The organism is Kitasatospora sp. NPDC023118, from assembly GCF_055560875.1.
Genome location: NZ_JBVHHW010000013.1, coordinates 120,346 through 136,472 on the forward strand (window position 1 = coordinate 120,346; position 16,127 = coordinate 136,472).

Annotated in this window: 20 protein-coding genes and 1 pseudogene; 8 read left to right on the top strand and 13 right to left on the bottom strand. The window is 72.7% G+C overall.

Annotated elements, in window-relative coordinates:
• Positions 1 to 219 precede the first annotated feature (219 nt).
• The 3 genes and pseudogenes from ACZ3UD_RS18870 to ACZ3UD_RS18880 form a co-directional block, all read right to left on the bottom strand.
• A pseudogene (locus ACZ3UD_RS18870) lies at positions 220 to 351 on the bottom strand (DUF397 domain-containing protein); the annotation flags it as partial.
• Between the two features lie 200 nt (positions 352 to 551).
• Positions 552 to 776 carry a DUF397 domain-containing protein gene (locus ACZ3UD_RS18875; protein WP_465588404.1) on the bottom strand — a complete coding sequence of 75 codons (225 nt, stop codon included), beginning with the start codon at positions 774 to 776 and terminating at the stop codon, positions 552 to 554.
• Complete coding sequence (locus ACZ3UD_RS18880) at positions 773 to 1,636, bottom strand: helix-turn-helix domain-containing protein (protein WP_465588407.1); 864 nt, start codon at positions 1,634 to 1,636, stop codon at positions 773 to 775. The genes ACZ3UD_RS18875 and ACZ3UD_RS18880 overlap by 4 nt, the downstream gene beginning before the upstream one ends.
• A 264-nt stretch (positions 1,637 to 1,900) precedes the next feature.
• On the opposite strand from ACZ3UD_RS18880, the gene ACZ3UD_RS18885 reads away from it, so the two are divergent.
• Genes ACZ3UD_RS18885 through ACZ3UD_RS18895 form a run of 3 tightly spaced genes read left to right on the top strand, consistent with a single transcriptional unit; the run spans position 1,901 to position 2,702 of the window.
• Complete coding sequence (locus ACZ3UD_RS18885) at positions 1,901 to 2,299, top strand: ATP-binding protein (protein WP_465588410.1); 399 nt, start codon at positions 1,901 to 1,903, stop codon at positions 2,297 to 2,299.
• Positions 2,296 to 2,571, top strand: coding sequence for a hypothetical protein (locus ACZ3UD_RS18890; protein ID WP_465588413.1), 276 nt, complete (start codon positions 2,296 to 2,298; stop codon positions 2,569 to 2,571). Before ACZ3UD_RS18885 ends, ACZ3UD_RS18890 begins: the two co-directional genes overlap by 4 nt.
• Positions 2,559 to 2,702 carry a hypothetical protein gene (locus ACZ3UD_RS18895; RefSeq protein WP_465588416.1) on the top strand — a complete coding sequence of 48 codons (144 nt, stop codon included), beginning with the start codon at positions 2,559 to 2,561 and terminating at the stop codon, positions 2,700 to 2,702. Before ACZ3UD_RS18890 ends, ACZ3UD_RS18895 begins: the two co-directional genes overlap by 13 nt.
• Positions 2,703 to 2,983: 281 nt before the next feature.
• Here the strand turns inward: ACZ3UD_RS18895 and ACZ3UD_RS18900 are convergent, their stop codons facing one another.
• The gene (locus tag ACZ3UD_RS18900) at positions 2,984 to 3,349 is read right to left on the bottom strand and encodes an ArsR/SmtB family transcription factor (RefSeq protein ID WP_465588419.1); all 366 of its coding nucleotides are present in this window, start codon (positions 3,347 to 3,349) and stop codon (positions 2,984 to 2,986) included.
• Positions 3,350 to 3,448: 99 nt separating this feature from the next.
• On the opposite strand from ACZ3UD_RS18900, the gene ACZ3UD_RS18905 reads away from it, so the two are divergent.
• The 3 genes from ACZ3UD_RS18905 to ACZ3UD_RS18915 all read left to right on the top strand — a co-directional run bounded on the left by ACZ3UD_RS18905 (position 3,449) and on the right by ACZ3UD_RS18915 (position 6,243).
• A complete protein-coding gene (locus ACZ3UD_RS18905; protein WP_465588421.1) occupies positions 3,449 to 5,419 on the top strand; it encodes a heavy metal translocating P-type ATPase in 1,971 nt (656 codons plus the stop codon).
• A 10-nt stretch (positions 5,420 to 5,429) separates the two neighbouring features.
• A complete protein-coding gene (locus ACZ3UD_RS18910) occupies positions 5,430 to 5,762 on the top strand; it encodes a PH domain-containing protein (RefSeq protein ID WP_465588424.1) in 333 nt (110 codons plus the stop codon).
• A 106-nt stretch (positions 5,763 to 5,868) separates the two neighbouring features.
• On the top strand, positions 5,869 to 6,243 hold the full coding sequence (locus tag ACZ3UD_RS18915; protein ID WP_465588427.1) for a hypothetical protein: 375 nt from the start codon (positions 5,869 to 5,871) through the stop codon (positions 6,241 to 6,243).
• A 21-nt stretch (positions 6,244 to 6,264) separates the two neighbouring features.
• Here ACZ3UD_RS18915 and ACZ3UD_RS18920 read toward each other — a convergent pair whose 3' ends face one another.
• The 7 genes from ACZ3UD_RS18920 to ACZ3UD_RS18950 all read right to left on the bottom strand — a co-directional run bounded on the left by ACZ3UD_RS18920 (position 6,265) and on the right by ACZ3UD_RS18950 (position 12,632).
• Positions 6,265 to 7,629, bottom strand: a complete 1,365-nt coding sequence (locus tag ACZ3UD_RS18920; RefSeq protein WP_465588429.1) for an MFS transporter — start codon at positions 7,627 to 7,629, stop codon at positions 6,265 to 6,267.
• Positions 7,630 to 7,743: 114 nt separating this feature from the next.
• Positions 7,744 to 8,097, bottom strand: a complete 354-nt coding sequence (locus ACZ3UD_RS18925; protein WP_465588432.1) for an ArsR/SmtB family transcription factor — start codon at positions 8,095 to 8,097, stop codon at positions 7,744 to 7,746.
• A complete protein-coding gene (locus ACZ3UD_RS18930) occupies positions 8,094 to 8,741 on the bottom strand; it encodes a hypothetical protein (protein WP_465588435.1) in 648 nt (215 codons plus the stop codon). Before ACZ3UD_RS18930 ends, ACZ3UD_RS18925 begins: the two co-directional genes overlap by 4 nt.
• A gap of 115 nt (positions 8,742 to 8,856) precedes the next feature.
• On the bottom strand, positions 8,857 to 10,143 hold the full coding sequence (locus ACZ3UD_RS18935) for an MFS transporter (RefSeq protein ID WP_465588438.1): 1,287 nt from the start codon (positions 10,141 to 10,143) through the stop codon (positions 8,857 to 8,859).
• A 66-nt stretch (positions 10,144 to 10,209) separates the two neighbouring features.
• Complete coding sequence (locus tag ACZ3UD_RS18940) at positions 10,210 to 10,938, bottom strand: TSUP family transporter (RefSeq protein ID WP_465588441.1); 729 nt, start codon at positions 10,936 to 10,938, stop codon at positions 10,210 to 10,212.
• Positions 10,938 to 11,102, bottom strand: a complete 165-nt coding sequence (locus tag ACZ3UD_RS18945) for a hypothetical protein (protein ID WP_465588443.1) — start codon at positions 11,100 to 11,102, stop codon at positions 10,938 to 10,940. The genes ACZ3UD_RS18940 and ACZ3UD_RS18945 overlap by 1 nt, the downstream gene beginning before the upstream one ends.
• 168 nt (positions 11,103 to 11,270) lie before the next feature.
• Entirely contained in the window at positions 11,271 to 12,632 is a 1,362-nt protein-coding gene (locus ACZ3UD_RS18950) for a right-handed parallel beta-helix repeat-containing protein (protein WP_465588446.1), read from the bottom strand.
• 31 nt (positions 12,633 to 12,663) lie between these two features.
• Between ACZ3UD_RS18950 and ACZ3UD_RS18955 the strand changes: the two genes are divergently transcribed.
• Both ACZ3UD_RS18955 and ACZ3UD_RS18960 read left to right on the top strand, forming a co-directional pair.
• Positions 12,664 to 13,866, top strand: coding sequence for a Dyp-type peroxidase (locus ACZ3UD_RS18955; protein WP_465588449.1), 1,203 nt, complete (start codon positions 12,664 to 12,666; stop codon positions 13,864 to 13,866).
• A 112-nt stretch (positions 13,867 to 13,978) separates the two neighbouring features.
• Positions 13,979 to 14,128 (top strand): hypothetical protein, encoded by a 150-nt coding sequence (locus ACZ3UD_RS18960; protein WP_465588452.1) that lies wholly within the window; start codon positions 13,979 to 13,981, stop codon positions 14,126 to 14,128.
• 15 nt (positions 14,129 to 14,143) lie between these two features.
• Here the strand turns inward: ACZ3UD_RS18960 and ACZ3UD_RS18965 are convergent, their stop codons facing one another.
• Together ACZ3UD_RS18965 and ACZ3UD_RS18970 are read right to left on the bottom strand one after the other, a co-directional pair.
• Positions 14,144 to 15,343 carry a cytochrome P450 gene (locus ACZ3UD_RS18965; protein WP_465588454.1) on the bottom strand — a complete coding sequence of 400 codons (1,200 nt, stop codon included), beginning with the start codon at positions 15,341 to 15,343 and terminating at the stop codon, positions 14,144 to 14,146.
• A 129-nt stretch (positions 15,344 to 15,472) separates the two neighbouring features.
• Positions 15,473 to 16,090 carry a TetR/AcrR family transcriptional regulator gene (locus tag ACZ3UD_RS18970; protein ID WP_465588457.1) on the bottom strand — a complete coding sequence of 206 codons (618 nt, stop codon included), beginning with the start codon at positions 16,088 to 16,090 and terminating at the stop codon, positions 15,473 to 15,475.
• Positions 16,091 to 16,127 lie beyond the last annotated feature (37 nt).

Below are 16,127 nucleotides of genomic sequence, written 5' to 3' on the forward strand. Positions count from 1 at the left end.
CGCGCATGCCCGCGCCGTGTGCACCGCCGTGCGCGCCTACGAGAACACGGCCTGCTGGGAGCGCCCGGCGAGACTGCCGAGTTGCGGGCGGCAACGGTGGCCGAGGCGAGGGTGCTGGTCGAGGAGACCCTCGGCGCACCGAGTAGCAGCACAAGCCTTGAACCCCGGGCTCCCGCACGGAGGTATCCCGGGACACGCAAGACCTACTGGCGGGCGCTATTAGAGGAGTCTGAAGTCGAACTCCCCGGCGGAGATGGCACAGATGAAGGCGTTGTGCGCCGCGCGGTCGAAGGCCAGAGCAGGACCGGAAGGGTCCTTGCTGTCTCGGATCGCGACCGCCTTGGGGAGGAATGAGTACTCAACTCAGTTGTCGTCACCTAGCTGTAGCTCGACTTCCGGAAGGCGAACCCGGTGGCCGAAGCGTCGGGGTAGTAGTAGGTCACTTGACTTTGCCTCTCTGAGGATGGAGAAGTTGGCCGTGCCCTTGAGGAACACGGCGGATGGATGGCGGGGCCTCGCCCGGAAGGGGGCGAGGCGCCGCGAAGTGGCAATCAGAGGAGTCCGAAGTCGAACTCCCCGGTGGCGACGGCACGGATGAAGGCCGCGTGCGCCGTGCGGTCGAAGGCCAGAGCAGGACCGGAAGGGTCCTTTGAGTCGCGGATGAACGCTACCGACCCGTCCGGGCGGGCGATCTCGACGCAGTTCGTCGACTCGTTGCTATGGGATGACTTTTGCCAGGCCGCGGTGACGGCGGCTGCGTTCGAGGTGGACGTCATGTGAGCTTGTCTCTCTGTTCGATGATCAGGGCGAGGGAGTCGTCGAGGCCCAGAGCGTCTGCTCGAATGGCGTCGAACTTCGCCGTGTAAAGCGCCACAGCGGCAGCATCCTCGACCCAGAGGTCGTTCAACGCTCCTTCTACGAGGACGACATCGAGATCCTGCCGTTGCGGAAATCCGAGGATGGAGAAGGCGCCGCCCATGCCATGGTGCGCAGGCGCGCCGATGGGCATCACCTGGATGTTGACGTTGGGCTGACCGGCGCGGTCGGCGATCCTCGCAAGTTGCTCTGCCATGACCTTCGGTCCGCCGGCTCCGGACCGGATCGCTGCTTCGTGGATCACTGCCCATAGCGTGAGAGGTTCAGCCCTGGTCAGTGCACTCTGGCGTGCCATGCGGACGTCGACGAGCGCCTCGACGTTGACTCCTGGGCGGAGAGTGAGCTTCTTGATGATCTCGCGCGCGTAGGCGGGTGTCTGGAGAAGACCGGGGATGAAGAAGCCTTCGTAGGACCGCATGGATGCGGCGCTTGCCTCCAGCGAGATGAGGTTGCCGAGCGGCTCGCCGATGTCAGCGCTGTAGCTCTGCCACCACGTCCCGCGCTGAGAGCCTCGTTTGGCCAGTTCCACGAGAGCGGAGATCAACTCGTTGTCCTCGCACTTGTAGAGCGCGAGGAGCCGTTTGACGTCATCCACCTTGGTGGCGCCACGGCCGTTCTCGATGCGGGACAGCTTCGGCTGGCTCATGCCGCTCAGAGTGTCGGCGACTTCCTCGTGTGAGAGGCCGGCTTCCTCTCTCCTGCGGCGCAGCTCGGCTCCGAGTTGCCTCCGTCGAACCGTCGGACCTGTTGCTCCGGCCATCCCCGCCCCTTCTGAGCCGCTCGGACCAGTCTGCCTTCCCGGCGGTCACATTCGCCACCGCCAACTGTCACTCTAGGCGCCCTCTTTGGTGTTCGATTTGGATATATCCAAAATAGCGAGACGAGTTGCCAAGTATGGGTAACTGGCCCCATGCTGAGTGTGACGAGCCGCACACAGACGGCAATCGCCAGGTGTATCGCTGTGCGCTCACGTCACGATCCCGTTCCGATCCAGCTCTCCTGATTGATCATCAGTCGCTCGGAGATGTCTATCGACTCCCACGGAGGTCTCTTCGTGTTCTCCCTCGAACTCCCCCCTGACTGGTCGGCTGCGCGCGAGGAGTTGCGCGAGGCGACCTCGCGCGCCGGGTGGAAGCCCGACCTGGTCGCCGACGCCGAGGTCGCGCTCCTCGAACTCTTCGTCAACGCCTGGCGGCACGGCGGCAGTCCGGCGCCGATCGTCGTGATCGCGCTGCTCGACGGCGTGCTCCGGGTCTCCGTCAGCGACGGCAACCCCCTCTTCCCCGTCCAGCGGGGCGCCTCCGAGCCCTACGCCGTCTCCGGCCGGGGCCTGCACCTCGTCCGCTCGCTCACCCACCGTTTCGGCACGGACTCCCGCAAGACCGGCAAATCCGTCTGGTTCGAGCTGGACGCCGCCGCGTGACCGCCGCCGCCGCCCGCAGCCGCCGCCCGATCGAGCCGGCCGACCCGCTGATGCGCACCTACACCGAGCTGGAGGTCTCCTACCTGCTTGCCGAACTCCACGAGCGCGGCCGCGAGTTCGGCCTCCTCTGGCCCTCCGCCACCACCGACAGCGTCGTGGACGGCCGCGTCCTGGTCCGCTTCGGCAACGCCCCGGCCAGCACCGTGCTCAACCTCCTCGCCCTCCTCCGTGATCGCGAGCAGAAGGCCGAGGACGGCTCGTGCGACTCCTGATCGGCCTCACCCTCCTGGTTCTCCTGCTCCTCGCCATCGCCGTCGTCGCCCTCGGCGCGCTCGCCGTCCTGCGGATGCCCCACCGCTGCGACGAGGCCGCCCCCGACCGCGACCACCAGCCGGTGGCCTGACGCATCAACCCACCCAAGCCGCCCGGCCGGACCCACCGGGCGGCCGAAGCATGCACAGGAAGTCGGACCCGCCGACTTCTCGTGGAGGCCGGGGCATCGCATGCCCCTTGCTGACTACGGAGGGTGACCGTAGCAAAACTGTGCAGTTGCCGATCATTCGACGTGTCAACCTGGAGGTGGCGCAGATGCGTCCAACAACCCAGTAATTGCCAGGAGTTACCGCAACATGGTCGGCCAGGGCGCCGACGGGCACTGTGCGGCAGTGGCCGCCTCGTCGCGCGTTACTCCAGGGTGTCCGGCTCGTCGGTGAGGCCGAGGCGCAGGTGCTCGATGTGGTAGACCGCCTGGTCGAGCAGGGCGGCCACGTGGTTGTCGTAGAGCGCGTAGACGACCGAGCGCCCCTGCCGCTGGCCGACGACCAGGCCGAGGTTGCGCAGCAGCCGCAGTTGATGCGAACAGGCGGACTGCTCCATGCCGACCTCGGCGGCCAGTTCGGTGGCGGCGCAGGGCCCCTCGCGCAGCCGGGCGAGGATCAGCAGCCGGGAGGGGGTGGCCAGGGCTTGCAGGGTGGTGGCCACCCGGGCGGCGCTGCTGGCGTCCAGGCGCGTGCGCGGGACGGCGGTGGCGGGGGCGGCTCCATGACCCATGAAGGCAATAGTACAACTCATACATGAAGGCACGTTCATATGTTCATGTATGGTGGATGGGTCGTTGGCCCCACCCTGCCCTGAAGGGTCCCGCTTGCCATGTCCTCCTCCACGCTGACCGAGCGCCCCGCGCCCCCGGCCGCACCGCCGCGCCCCGACGCCGCCCCCAGGCGGCGCACCCGGGTGCTGTCGCTGCCCGAGGCCCGCTGGGCCGCCGTGGCGACGGTGCTGTTCCTGATCGCGCTGCCGCAGCAGCTGACCGGCGCTCCCGTCTGGGCGTGGAGCCCGCTGTACGCCCTCGCGTACGTGACCGGCGGCTGGGAGCCGGCCTGGGCCGGGCTGCAGGCGTTGCGGGAGAAGACCCTCGACGTCGACCTGCTGATGATCGTCGCCGCGCTCGGCGCGGCCGCCGTCGGCCAGGTCATGGACGGCGCGCTGCTGATCGTCATCTTCGCCACCTCCGGTGCGCTGGAGGCCCTGGCCACGGCCCGTACCGCCGACTCGGTGCGCGGACTGCTCGACCTCGCGCCCGCCACCGCGACCCGGCTGCTGGACGACGGCACCGAGGAGAGCGTCCCGACCGAGGAGTTGGCCGTCGGTGACACGATCCTTATCCGGCCCGGCGAGCGGATCGGCGCCGACGGGCGGGTACTGGACGGCGTGAGCGAGGTCGACCAGGCCACCATCACCGGTGAGCCGCTGCCCGTCGCCAAGGAGACCGGCGACGAGGTCTTCGCCGGGACCCTGAACGGCCCCGGCGCACTGCGGGTGAAGGTCGAGCGGGACGCCTCGGACTCGGTGATCGCCCGGATCGTCGCCATGGTCGAGGAGGCCTCCGAGACCAAGGCGCCGACCCAGCTGTTCATCGAGAAGGTCGAGCAGCGCTACTCGATCGGCATGGTCATCGCGACCCTGGCGGTCTTCGCCGTGCCGCTGGCCTTCGGGGCCGCGTTCACCGGCTCGCTGCTGCGGGCGATGACCTTCATGATCGTCGCCTCGCCGTGCGCCGTGGTGCTCGCGACCATGCCGCCGCTGCTGTCCGCCATCGCCAACGCCGGACGGCACGGTGTGCTGGTGAAGTCCGCCGTCGTCATGGAGCGGCTCGGCCAGGTCGACGCCGTCGCGCTGGACAAGACCGGCACCCTGACCGAGGGCACCCCGCGTGTCACCGACATCCGGCCCCTGGCCGGCGCCGGCTTCACCGAAGACGAACTGCTGGCGCTGGCCGCGGCCGCCGAGCACCCCAGCGAGCACCCGCTCGCCCGCGCCGTCGTCGAGGCCGCCCGGGGGCGCGGGCTCGCCCTGGCCGTGGCGGAGGACTTCAACTCCGTTCCCGGCGTCGGGGTGACCGCCACCGTGGACGGCCGGATCGTCGCGGTCGGCGCGCCAGAGCGGGTTCTCGGCGGGCGTGAGAGCGCCGCCTCCGGGATCGTCGCCGAACTGGAGGAGCGCGGCCGCACCGCCGTTCTGGTAGAGGCGGACGGCGTTCCGGTCGGCGTGCTCGGGATCTCCGACCGGCTGCGCCCCGACGCCGCCGCGACGGTGGCCGCGCTGACCGGCCTCACCGGCCGTACGCCCGTGCTGCTCACCGGCGACAACCCGCGCGCCGCCGCGGCGGTGGCCGCCGAGGTCGGCATCGGGGAGGTCCGGGCCGGGCTGCTGCCGCAGGGCAAGGTCGCCGCCGTCAAGGAGCAGGAGCAGGCCGGGCGCAAGGTCCTGGTCGTCGGTGACGGCGTCAACGACGCGCCCGCGCTGGCCGCCGCCCACACCGGCATCGCGATGGGCCGGGCCGGCTCCGACCTGGCGCTGGAGACCGCCGACGCCGTCATCGTGCGCGACGAACTCGCCACCGTCCCCGCCGTCGTCGCGCTCTCCCGCCGGGCCCGCTCCTTCGTCGTGCAGAACCTGGTGATCGCCTCGGTGTTCATCACCGCCCTGGTGGTCTGGGACCTCGTCGCCACCCTCCCGCTGCCGCTGGGCGTGCTCGGCCACGAGGGCTCGACCGTCATCGTCGGCCTCAACGGCCTGCGGCTGCTGCGCGAGGCGGCGTGGGTGAAGGCCCAGGGCTAGCCTGGACGACATGTACGACGACGGTCTGGTGGCGTGCACCGAGCGGGAACTCGTCATCCGGCGCTACTACTTCCCGCTCGCCTCCGCCAAGCGCATCCCGTACGGGCGGATCCGCGGGCTGCGGCGGGTGCCGCTGTCGGGGCTCAGCGGGCAGTGGCGGATCTGGGGCTCCGGGGATTTCGTGCACTACTTCAACCTCGACCCGGGGCGGACGCACAAGAGCGTCGGCTTCGTCCTCGACCTCGGGCGGCGGGTCAAGCCGGTGATCACCCCGGACGACCCGGAGCGGCTGGTGGCAGCGCTGGCCACGCACGGGGTGCCGGTCGGCGGGGACTCGGTCTGACCCGGAGCCTGCCAGGACCGGGGAGCGCCGGCGTCGCACCGGGATAATGGCCGGGCCGCCGGCCGGCTGCGCCCGCGGCACCGATCGAAGGAGAGGCAGAGGACGGATGACCCTGGAGGAAGGACGACGCGTCAGGCTGACGGAGGACCTCGGGATCGGTGAGGCCGTCGCCGGGGAGCCCGGGGCTGTCGTCGGGTTCCTCTCGCTGGGAGCGGGGACCGAGGGCACTGTCGAGCGGGTGGACGGGGAACTCCCGGAGAGCGAGGAGGTCCGCGAGTACCAGCGGCTCAAAGCGCTGTTCGAGGACTACGGGCACACCATGCCGGTGGCGAGCCGGGAGCGGCTGGAGGCGGAGATCGCCGCGCTGGAACCGGAGTGGGCCGCGCATCGGGAGCGGGGAGACCGGGTGACGGTCCGAGTCCGGTTGGACAACGGCTTCGTCCTTGACGGGGTGCATCAGGACGTCCTCACCGCACTGTGACGGCGCGGAGTGGGAAGTCGGTCAGCCGAGGGCGGGGTGGTGCCGGCGGGGCCAGGTGGGGTGGTGCTGGTCGATGACGTAGTGGTGGCCGTGCTGCCAGGCGCCGCCGCCGGCGGGGTGGGCGCCGGCGAGGTGGGGGTGGCCCGCGGGGAGGTCGGTGTGGAGGTGGTCGAGCGCGTCCGGGTCGCGGGTGGGCCACAGGGTGGTGGCGACGACGGCGGAGGCCAGGGCGACCGCGCCCAGGGCCACGGCGGTGGCGGGCAGCCCGATGCCCGCCGCCAGCCAGCCGGCCAGCGGGTAGGTGAGCAGCCAGCAGCCGTGGGAGAGCGAGAACTGGGCGGCGAAGGCGGCGGGCAGGTCGGGGTCGGCGGCCGAGCGGCGGATGACCCGGCCGCCGGGCGTCAGGACGGCGGAGCTTCCGGCGCCGACCAGGGCCCAGGCGGCGAGCAGGGCGAGCCAACTGCCGGTCCCGGCCGGGGTGGCGGTGATGGCGGTGACGGCGAGGAGCACGCAGGGCAGGGCGAAGGCGGCGGGCAGCATCACGGACCGGTCGCTGACCCGCGCCAGCAGCCGGGGCAGCAGCAACGCCGCGAGCATCGAGCCGACGCCGTACGCGCCGAGGGCGAAGGAGACGGCCCCCGCCGGGCGGTGGAAGTGGTCGCGGACCACGTTGACGGTGTTGACGAAGACGATCGCGCCCGCCGCCGCGACCGCGAGGTCCAGCGCCAGCAGGGCCCGCAGCCGGGGGGTGGCCCAGAACAGCCGGGAGCCGAAGGCGGCCTTGCGGTAGATCCCGCCGGGGCGGTCGACCGGACTGGGTTTGGGCAGGACGGCGGAGACGACCAGGGCGGCGGAGGCGAGGAAGCCGGCCGTCGTCCCGGTGAACAGCCAGTTGTACGAGACCACCGAGAGCAGCAGCGCGGCGAGGGCCGGGCTGAACAGCGACTCCAGGTCGTAGGCGAGCCGGGACAGCGAGAGCGCCCGGGTGTAGTCGCGTTCGGCGGGCAGCACGTCCGGGATGGTGGCCTGGAAGGTCGGGGTGAAGGCGGCGGAGGCGGCCTGGAGCAGGAAGATCAGGACGTAGACCTGCCACACCCGGTCGACGAACGGCAGGGTGAGCGCGACCCCGGCCCGGGTGAGGTCCATCGCGACCATCAGGGCCCGCCGGGGTATCCGACCGGCGAGTGCTCCGGCGATCGGCGCGACGGTCACGTACGCGACCATCTTGATCCCCAGCGCGGTGCCGAGCACCGCTGAGGCGTCGCTCCCGGCGATCGAGTACGCCAGCAGCGACAGCGCCACGGTGGCCAGACCGGTGCCGACCAGGGCGACGATCTGGGCGGTGAACAGGTGGCGGTAGGTGCGGTTGCGCAGCACGCTCAGCATGGGTCCCGTCCCGGGGGCCGCGGCGGTGGGGGGTGACGGGGCCATCATAGTTAATGCGTGCATACTTGTGCACCTGTTGGTTGCAGGGCTCCACGGCCGGAGAGCCGAACGGGCTCAGTCGTGCGGCGGCAGGTGACCGATCTGGTGGTCGGCGACGTTCAGCGCCTCGTCCACCAGCCGCCGCAGGTGCCCGTGGCGCAGCGAGTAGACGACCCGCCGCCCGTCCTTGCGGGTGGCGACCAGCCCGGCCAGCCGCAGCTTCGCCAGGTGCTGGCTCACCGACGGCCGCGCGGCCCCGGTCGCCTCGGTCAGCGTGGTCACGTCCGCCTCGCCCCGCCCGAGCCGCTCCAGCAGTGCGAGCCTGGTCCGGTCGGCCAGCAGCGCGAGGACGGACGCGGCGACGTCCAGCCGCGCCCCGGCCCGCTGCTGCGAGCGGTGTGCATCTGCCAGATCTGCGCCGGTGCTCATCCGGCCATCGTAGGCCCTGGCCGCGTGCACGCGTGCGTACCTGGCGTCCGACGCCTGCGGCGCCAGTAGGCCACGGTGACGGCCGCCAGCAGCGGACCCCAGAGCAGCAGCGGGGCGTAGCAGACGACCAGGACGACGGTGTGCCAGTCGCCGGTGAACACCGGGATGCCGTCGCGCAGCGGACGGCCCTGGATCGTGCGGCCGGTGGAGACCATCACGGTGACCAGGTTCGTGATGAGGACGAGGGCGGTGGCGCCCAGGGCGGCCGGGACGACCGCCGCCGCGACCGGGACGCGGCGGCCGCGCAGGACGGGCAGCCAGCGGGGGAAGACCTCGCCCCAGCGGGCGATCAGGCCCAGGGCGGCGAAGGCCAGCAGTTCCGAGACGGCCGACAGCAGGACGACGTACAGCTCCAGCGGCAGCCACCAGGGCAGGTTGCCGGAGTCCTGGACGGCGTCGCCGTCGAGCGGGGCGTGGAAGGTGCAGGTGGCGATCCGCCAGGCGCTGGACGGCAGGACGGTGAAGGGCACCGCCTGGGCGGCGAGCCGGGCCCAGCGGGGGACGCCGGGGACGGGCGTGTGGGCGGCGGCCCAGGCGGCTCGCAGGCGGCCGGTGGTGGGCGGCAGTTGGGCGACGGAGGTCACGCTCGGTTCTCCGGTTCGGCGGGGGTTGTGCCTCCACCGTCGCAGCCGGGCCGGTCGGTGTGCCTCGTCTGGGAGAAGGAGCGGCCTCCCCTCGATGGGGGAGGCGGCCCGTCCGTCAGTCCGCCGTCCGTTCGGCCGACTGGGCGTCCTCGAAGGGCCGCTCCTCGGCGGCGGGGGTCGGGGCGGGCTCCAGGTTGCCCATCCGGGGGAGGGCGAACAGCGCGGCGAGGATCAGGGCGCCGCTGATCACCAGCGGGGTGCGGACGTTGACGGCGGAGCCGATCCAGCCGCTGAGGCCCGCGCCGATCAGCATGCCGATCCGGGTGAGCATCAGGTAGCAGCTGTTGACCCGGCCGAGCAGTTCCTTCGGCACGATCTGCTGGCGCAGCGAGATCGCCTGGACGTTCCACGTCACCACGCCGAAGCTGCCGACCGCGAACAGCGCCGCGACCAGGATCACCGAGGGGCTCAGGCCCATCAGCAGCAGCGCGGAGCCCATCAGTACGAAGGAGAGGGCGATTCGGGCCCGGCGGCCCATCCGCTGGCCGAGCCGGCCGGCCAGGGTGCTGGCGGCCGTGCCGCCGATCACGCCGGAGGCGAGGACGGCGCCGTAGGCCCAGGTCGGGGCGTCCAGGGTGCGGGTGACCAGAAGCGCCAGCATGGTGATGCCGAGCGCGGAGGCGCCGCCGGCCAGCGCGGAGAGGGTGGCGACCAGGCGCAGCTGCTTGTGCCGGGAGAGCCAGCGGACGCCCTCGCGGATGTCGGCGGCCATCGGGCGGCCGGTCTGCGTCCGGGGGGCGGTGGAGCGGCCGGTGAGGAAGACCAGGCCGGCGGCGACCGCGAAGGACAGGCCGTCCACCGTGAAGGGGTACCCGGCGGCGAGGGCGAAGAGGGTGGTGCCCACCAGCGGCCCGGCCAGCCGGCCGACCAGCAGACCGCCCTGAAGTCGGCCGTTGGCGGCGTCGAGCTGGTCGGGCCGGACCACGTCCGGGATGGCCGAGGTGGCGGCGTTGACGAAGACCGTCTCCCCGCAGCCGAGGACGAAGGCCAGCACGGCGAGCGCGGCCAGCGGCGGGGTGGCGGCGAAGACCCAGGTCGCGAAGCCGAGCACGATGACGGCGCGTCCGATGTCGATCGTCCACATCAGCCGACGGCGGTCGAAGCGGTCGGCGATGACCCCGCCGAACAGGGCCATCAGCAGCCAGGGCAGCGAACCGGACACCGCGACCAGGGAGACGGCCTTCGGGGAGTCCGAGACCGTCAGGGCGAGCAGCGGCAGCGAGGAGTCCCGCATGCCGTCGCCCACCGCTGAGATCGAGGAGGCCGACCACAGCATGGCGAATTTCCGGCCCAGTTGGGGCCTGCTGCGCTGAGGAGGTGCCGCTAGGCTGGCTGAGGTCACCGACGCAGTATGGCATGACCGCTACAGATTTGGCCGCCCCTTCGCAGACCATTCCCAGCCGGGCCGTCAGAGTCCGGAAACGCCCTTGACAAGGGTGGTCAGTCCACCGGCCAGGGCCAGCCCCAGCACCACGACCCGGGCCCGGTGTTCGGGCACCCGCGCGGCCAGCAGCCGGCCGATCACCGCACCGCCCGCGAGCGCGACGGCCACCAGCCCCCAGGCCGGTGCGCTCAGTGCGGGCAGGCCCTTGGTCGCCAGCGAGAAGGCGTTCACCACCACACCGTACAGCTGGGCGTTGGGCACGAACTCCCGTGCCGTCCAACCCGAGTTGACCGCGTAGAGGGACATCGCCGGGCCGCCCACCCCGGCGGCCGAGTTCATGAACCCGCTGGTGGCACCCGCGACCAGGGCCCCGCCGACCCCACGCAGCGCGGCGGCCCGCACACCCCGGATCACCGGCAGCGAGGCCGCGCTGACCAGCAGTCCGATGCCGATCAGCAGCTCCGGCGTCGGCACCTTCGCCGCCACCCAGGCCCCGGCCGGGACGGTGCAGGCGGCGGCGATCAGCAGCGGCAGCATCGCCGCCGGCCGGACCTGCCGCCAACTCCCGGCCAGCCCGACGGCGCTGATCGTCCCGGCCGCGAAGTTGGCAAGCGTCACTCCGCTGTTCGGGCCGAGCATCAGCACCAGGACGGGCGCCGCGACCAGGGCGAAACCGATGCCCGCCAGCCGCTGGACCGAGGCGCCCACCAGGACGACCAGGCCCAGCACCAGTTCCCCCGCCCAGCCGCCCATCAGTGCCGGACGCCGGTGGCGGGCGAGAACTCCGCGAAGTACGCGGCGGGGGCCACGGACGCGGCGGTGGTCGGGTGGGCGCGGGCGGGGGTGGCCGAGCAGCCGGCGGTGGCGAGCAGGGCCGGCGCCGCCAGGGCGGCGGCGGTACGCGCGGGGCGGTTCATCCGGGCTCCTCGGTCCTCGGTCCTCGGTCGGCGGTCGGCGGTCGGTCCGCACCGATCATGCCCCACGGCCGAGTTGCCGGGCGGGACGCCCTGGGCGGTGGCGGCGGGCGCGCGGCGCTCGGCGCTCCGTGGGCCCGCCCGCCGGCCCGGGGAGCGCGGGCCCCCGGGTCACGGCTTCGGCAGCGCGTCGGAACTCGTCGGGAGGGGGTAGGAGTCCGGGTCGATGGCTCCCGGCAGGCCGACGGCCGGGCGGGCGGGGGCGTTCGGGTCGGGCAGGGACGGCTGCACGGACGGGGGCGGGACCTGGTTGAAGGCGAGGCCGGGCGGCGCCTGGACCGTGGCGGCACGGCCGGCGGCCAGCGGGCCGCGCCCCCGGGCGTCGCAGGCGGCCTGGGTTTCGAGGTCCAGCGGGCTCTGGACGGCGGGCTGGTTGCCGGTGAAGCAGTTGCCGGGGTCGGCCGAGGCGAGGACGAGGTCGACGCCGTTGCCCTCGGTGCGGTTGCGCTGGATCTGGTTGCCGCTGGCCGGGTGGCCGGGCGGGTCGGTGATGATGACGCCGGCCGCCAGGTTGCCCACGACCAGGTTGCGCTCGACCCGGTTCGCCGTGCCGCCGCCGATCCCGATGCCGATGCCGAAGCCGCCGTCGGCCTGTTCGGGGGTGTCGTGGGCGTTGTTGTCGGTGACGGCGTTCCCGGCGATCACGGCGCCGTGCTGGGGGGCGAGGGCCTCCAGGTCGTTGGAGTTGACGGTGACGCCGACCCGGTTGCCGACCACGCGGTTGCCGAGGATGTACAGCCCGTCCGAGGAGTTGGTGAGCTCGATGCCCACCGCGTTGCGCTCGACGGTGTTGCCGCGCACCAGGGTGTCGCAGGGTTTGCACTGGCCGACGTAGATGCCGGAGTCGGCCCCGCCGGAGGCGTAGGAGTCCTCGATGACCCCCGCCCGGGCATCGAAGGCGTAGATGCCGTACAGGCCGTTGTTGTAGGCGGTCACGCGGGTGGCGCGGAAGCCCTGGACGGCGGGGAAGCGGGTGGTGTCCAGGGGGTTGTAGGCGGAGCCGCCGGCGCCGCGCTGCTGCAGCTTGTCGTCGGTGACACCGGTGAACAGCACGCCGTTGGCGAGGAAGCCGTGCACGGTGAGGTTCTCGACCACCGAGCCGGGGCCGGTCACGGTGACGCCGTTGACCAGCCGTACGCCGCCGTCCAGGACCACGGTGTTGCGGTCGGTGCCGCGCAGCACGACGCGGGGCTTGGCGATCCGGACGCTCTCCTGGTACGTGCCCGGGGAGACCAGCACGGTGTCGCCCTCGCGGGCGACGTCCACGGCCTTCTGGATGGTCGGGAAGTCCTGCGGGACCCGCACGACGGTGCCGGCCGGGTGGTGGGCGTCGGCGGAGGAGTCGGTGGCGGAGGAACAGCCGGAGAGGGCGAGGGCGGCGGCGGTGAACAGTGCCGGCAGGACCCTGCGTGCGCTCCGTCCACGTACCGGTCGGGAATCGGAGTCGAGTTGACGAAAAGTCAAAAGTTGCATAAAGGGTGTTCTATCGTCTCCAATGTCGGTCATGCATGCCGATACCGGAAAGGCGCGGAAAGAGCCGGGAGCCGTCGGAGGCGGTGTCGACCGAAGGGCGCTGATCGCGGGCGGCGGTGCGGTGCTGGCCGCCGGGATCGGTGCCGGGGTCGTCGCGCTGGGGCGCGGGCGGCCCGCCGCCTCGCCCCCGCCGCCCTCCGGACCCGTCGCCGTCCCCTTCCACGGCGAGCGGCAGGCCGGGGTGACAGCCCCCCAGCAGCCGGCCACGGTGCTGCTGGCCCTCGACCTGGCGCCCGCCGCCACCTCGGACGGGCGCGCCGTACTGCGCTCCCTGCTGGGCGAGTTGACCCGGGTGCTCGCCGAGGCGGCCGACGGCACCTCGACGGACCCGCGCCTGCGGGGCGCGGAGCCGGCGCAGCTCACCAGCCTGGTGGGGGTCGGCCCGGGGCTGGCCGCGCGGCTGGCCCTGAACGTGCCGCCCGCGCTCGCGGACGTCCCGGCCTTCCCCGGTGACCGGCTCGACCCGGCGCGCGGCGGCGGGGACCTGGTGGTGCAGCTGTGCGCCGCCGACCGCTGGCCGCTCACGGTCCTCGCCGAACTCGTCGGCGCGGCGGGCAAGTCGGCGGGGGCGGGCGTCCGCTGGACCCAGTCCGGCTTCCTGGCCCGAACCGCCCCGGGCACCACGCCGCGCAACCTCTTCGGCTTCAAGGACGGCACCGCCAACCCGGACGAGACGGCCGCCCGCCAGTGGGTCTGGGGCCCGCCCGGGCCGTACGAGCACGGCACGGTGCTGGTCTACCGCCGCATCCGGATGGACACCGCCGCCTTCGCCGCCCTCCCCGAGGACCGCCGCAACCTCGCGATGGGCCGCCGCCTCACCGACGGCACCCCGCTCACCGGCACGGCCGAACACGACGACCCCGACATCTACGCCAAGAACCCCGACGGCTCCTACGTCATCCCCAACACCGCCCACGTCCGCCTCAGCAGCCCCCGGCTCGACGCCGGAGCCCGGATGCTCCGGCGCGGCTACAGCTACGACGACGCCCCGGACGACCGGGGCCTGCTGTTCTGCGCCTTCGTCCGCGACCCGGCCCAGTTCAGCAAGGTGCAGGAGCGGCTGGCGGCGAAGGACGCGCTCAACCCCTTCCTGGTGCACACGGCCTCGGCGGTGGCCTATGTGCTGCCGGGGGCGCCGGAGGGCGGGGTGCTGGGCGAGGGCCTGTGGGCCTAGCGGGACGCGCCCGGCGGCCGGGCGGTCCCGGTGATCGGTGGCAGGCCCGCCTGGCAGACTGGCGCGATGGACCATGAGGAGGAGCAGCCGCTGAGCGGCGGGAATCCGCTCCATGCACGACTTCCTGCGCGCGCAGGCCGGACGGGGTGTCCAGCCCTGGTCGCGACTGTGGGCGGAAGGCCACGGTGAGATCTGGCGCGGTGACGCCGACTGGATCGAGCAGCGGCAAGTGCACTGGGAGCACGCCCTGTTGGACGGCTGAGGCCGCGCCGGGGGATCACCAGGCGACGGGGACGGCGGCCGGGCCGCGCGTGGTGGTGCCGAGTTGCCAGGGGAGCCGGTCGAGCGGGGTGGTGAGGCGCAGGCCCGGGAGGGCGGTGGCCAGGCGGCGGAGCGATTCGCGCATCTCCAGGCGGACCCGCCAGGCGCCGATGCAGTAGTGCGGGCCGGCGCTGAAGGCGAGGGTGGGGGCGGCGAGCGGGAGGTCGAGATCGGCGTCGAGGCCGTCGGGGTAGACGGCGGGGTCGCGGTTGGCGCTGCCGATGCTGACGGCGAGGACGGCCCCGGCCGGGATGGTGACGCCGCCGAGTTCGATCGGCGCGGCGGTGCGGCGGACGGTGGTCTCGTCGTCGCCGAGGGGGATGAAGTGGAGGAGGCGTTCGACGGTGTGCTCGGTGATGCCCGGGTCGGCCAGCCGGGGCCAGTGGTCGGCGCGTTCGCCGAGGAGGTAGACCAGGGCGTTGCCGAGGGCGCCGGTGACGCTCTCGTTGCCACTGGCGGTGAGGCCGAGGACGAGGAAGGCGAGCGCGTCCTCGGGGACGCCGCCGTCCTGGTCGGCGGCCTGGACGAGTCGGCTGACCAGGTCCTCGCCGGGTTCGCGCCGTCGACGCTCGATCAACTCGCTGGTGAAGGCATGGAATTCGGCGAGAGTCTCGCCGTGGTCCTCGCTCGGGTCGTTGCCCTGGGCCAGCAGGGCGAGGGTCCAGCGCCGAAGCCGGTCCTCGTCGAGGTGGTCAGGACCGTCGCCGTCGAGTCCCATCAGGCGGGTGGTGACCGCGTGGGGCACCGGCCGGGTGAAGGCCGCGACCAGGTCGGCGGGGGGACCGTCGGCCACCAGCGCGTCCACCGCCTGCTGGACGGCCGCCGCGACCCAGGGCTGCCAGCCGGCGATGGCGCGCGGGGTGAAGGCCTTCTGCACGGTGGCGCGCAGCCGGCGGTGGGCGGGGCCGTCCTGGTTGAACAGGGAGGCCGGGTTGGCGGCCACGTCCGCGGTGTTGCCCGCGGGCCCGACCTCGTGCAGATCGGCCCGGGTGACACGGGGGTCGCCGAGGGCCTGCCGGACGTCGTGGTAGCGGGTGACGAGCCATGCGGGGGTCCCGTCCGGGAGGGTGGTCGGGTGCGGCGGCCGGGCGGGGGTGAAGGGCAGCCGGTGGAGTGGCGGGAGTGGGCTGTCGGTGTCGGGCGCGGCGGTGGACATGGATTCCTTCGGGGCGGGCTGGCCTGCGGGGCGTGAGCATCCAACTGTCATATTTTCAGGGGGAATTGAGCCCTTCGGGCGGTCTTCCCGTTATGGCCGATGGTACGCGCCCGAACCCCGTTCGGGGTCTCACCGCCCCCATTCGGGCGCCGGATCGGCCGACAGCAGCGGCCGCAGCGCACCCAGCACCGCGCCGATGCAGGCGTCGCGCAGCTCGGTGCGGGTGCAGCTCTGCTCCGTCAGCCAGTCCACGACCAGCACCCGCACGAACACCAGCCAGCCGCGCAGGACTTGGGAGACGGCCCGGCGCGCGCTCTCGTCCGCGATCGGCAGCACCGCGAGCAGACGGCCGCGCAGGGTGTCCAGTTCCTCGGTGATGATGGTCTGGATCACCGGGTCCCCGGCGAGGACGCGGTTGGCGGCCAGCACGGCGTGCCGGTTGGCGATGAAGTAGTCGAGGTGGGCGTCCATGCCCTCGACCAGCTGCTCGACCAGGGTGTCCGCCGGGTCGAAGCGGCTCTTCACCAGCAGGTCCCCGGCCGCCTGCCGGTAGACCTCCGCGAACAGCTCGTGCTTGCCGGCGAAGTGCTTGTAGAGCAGGGCGCGGGACACCCCGGCCTGCTCGGCGACCTCCTCCATCAGCACCTCCTCGTAGGGCCGGGCGGCGAAGGCCCGGGCGCCGACGGCGAGCAGCTGGGCGCGGCGTTCGGTGGGGGAGAGGCGCTTTCGGCGTTCCTGGACTGGCATGCCGCACAGGTTACTTGACACGTGTCTACCAGTTGGC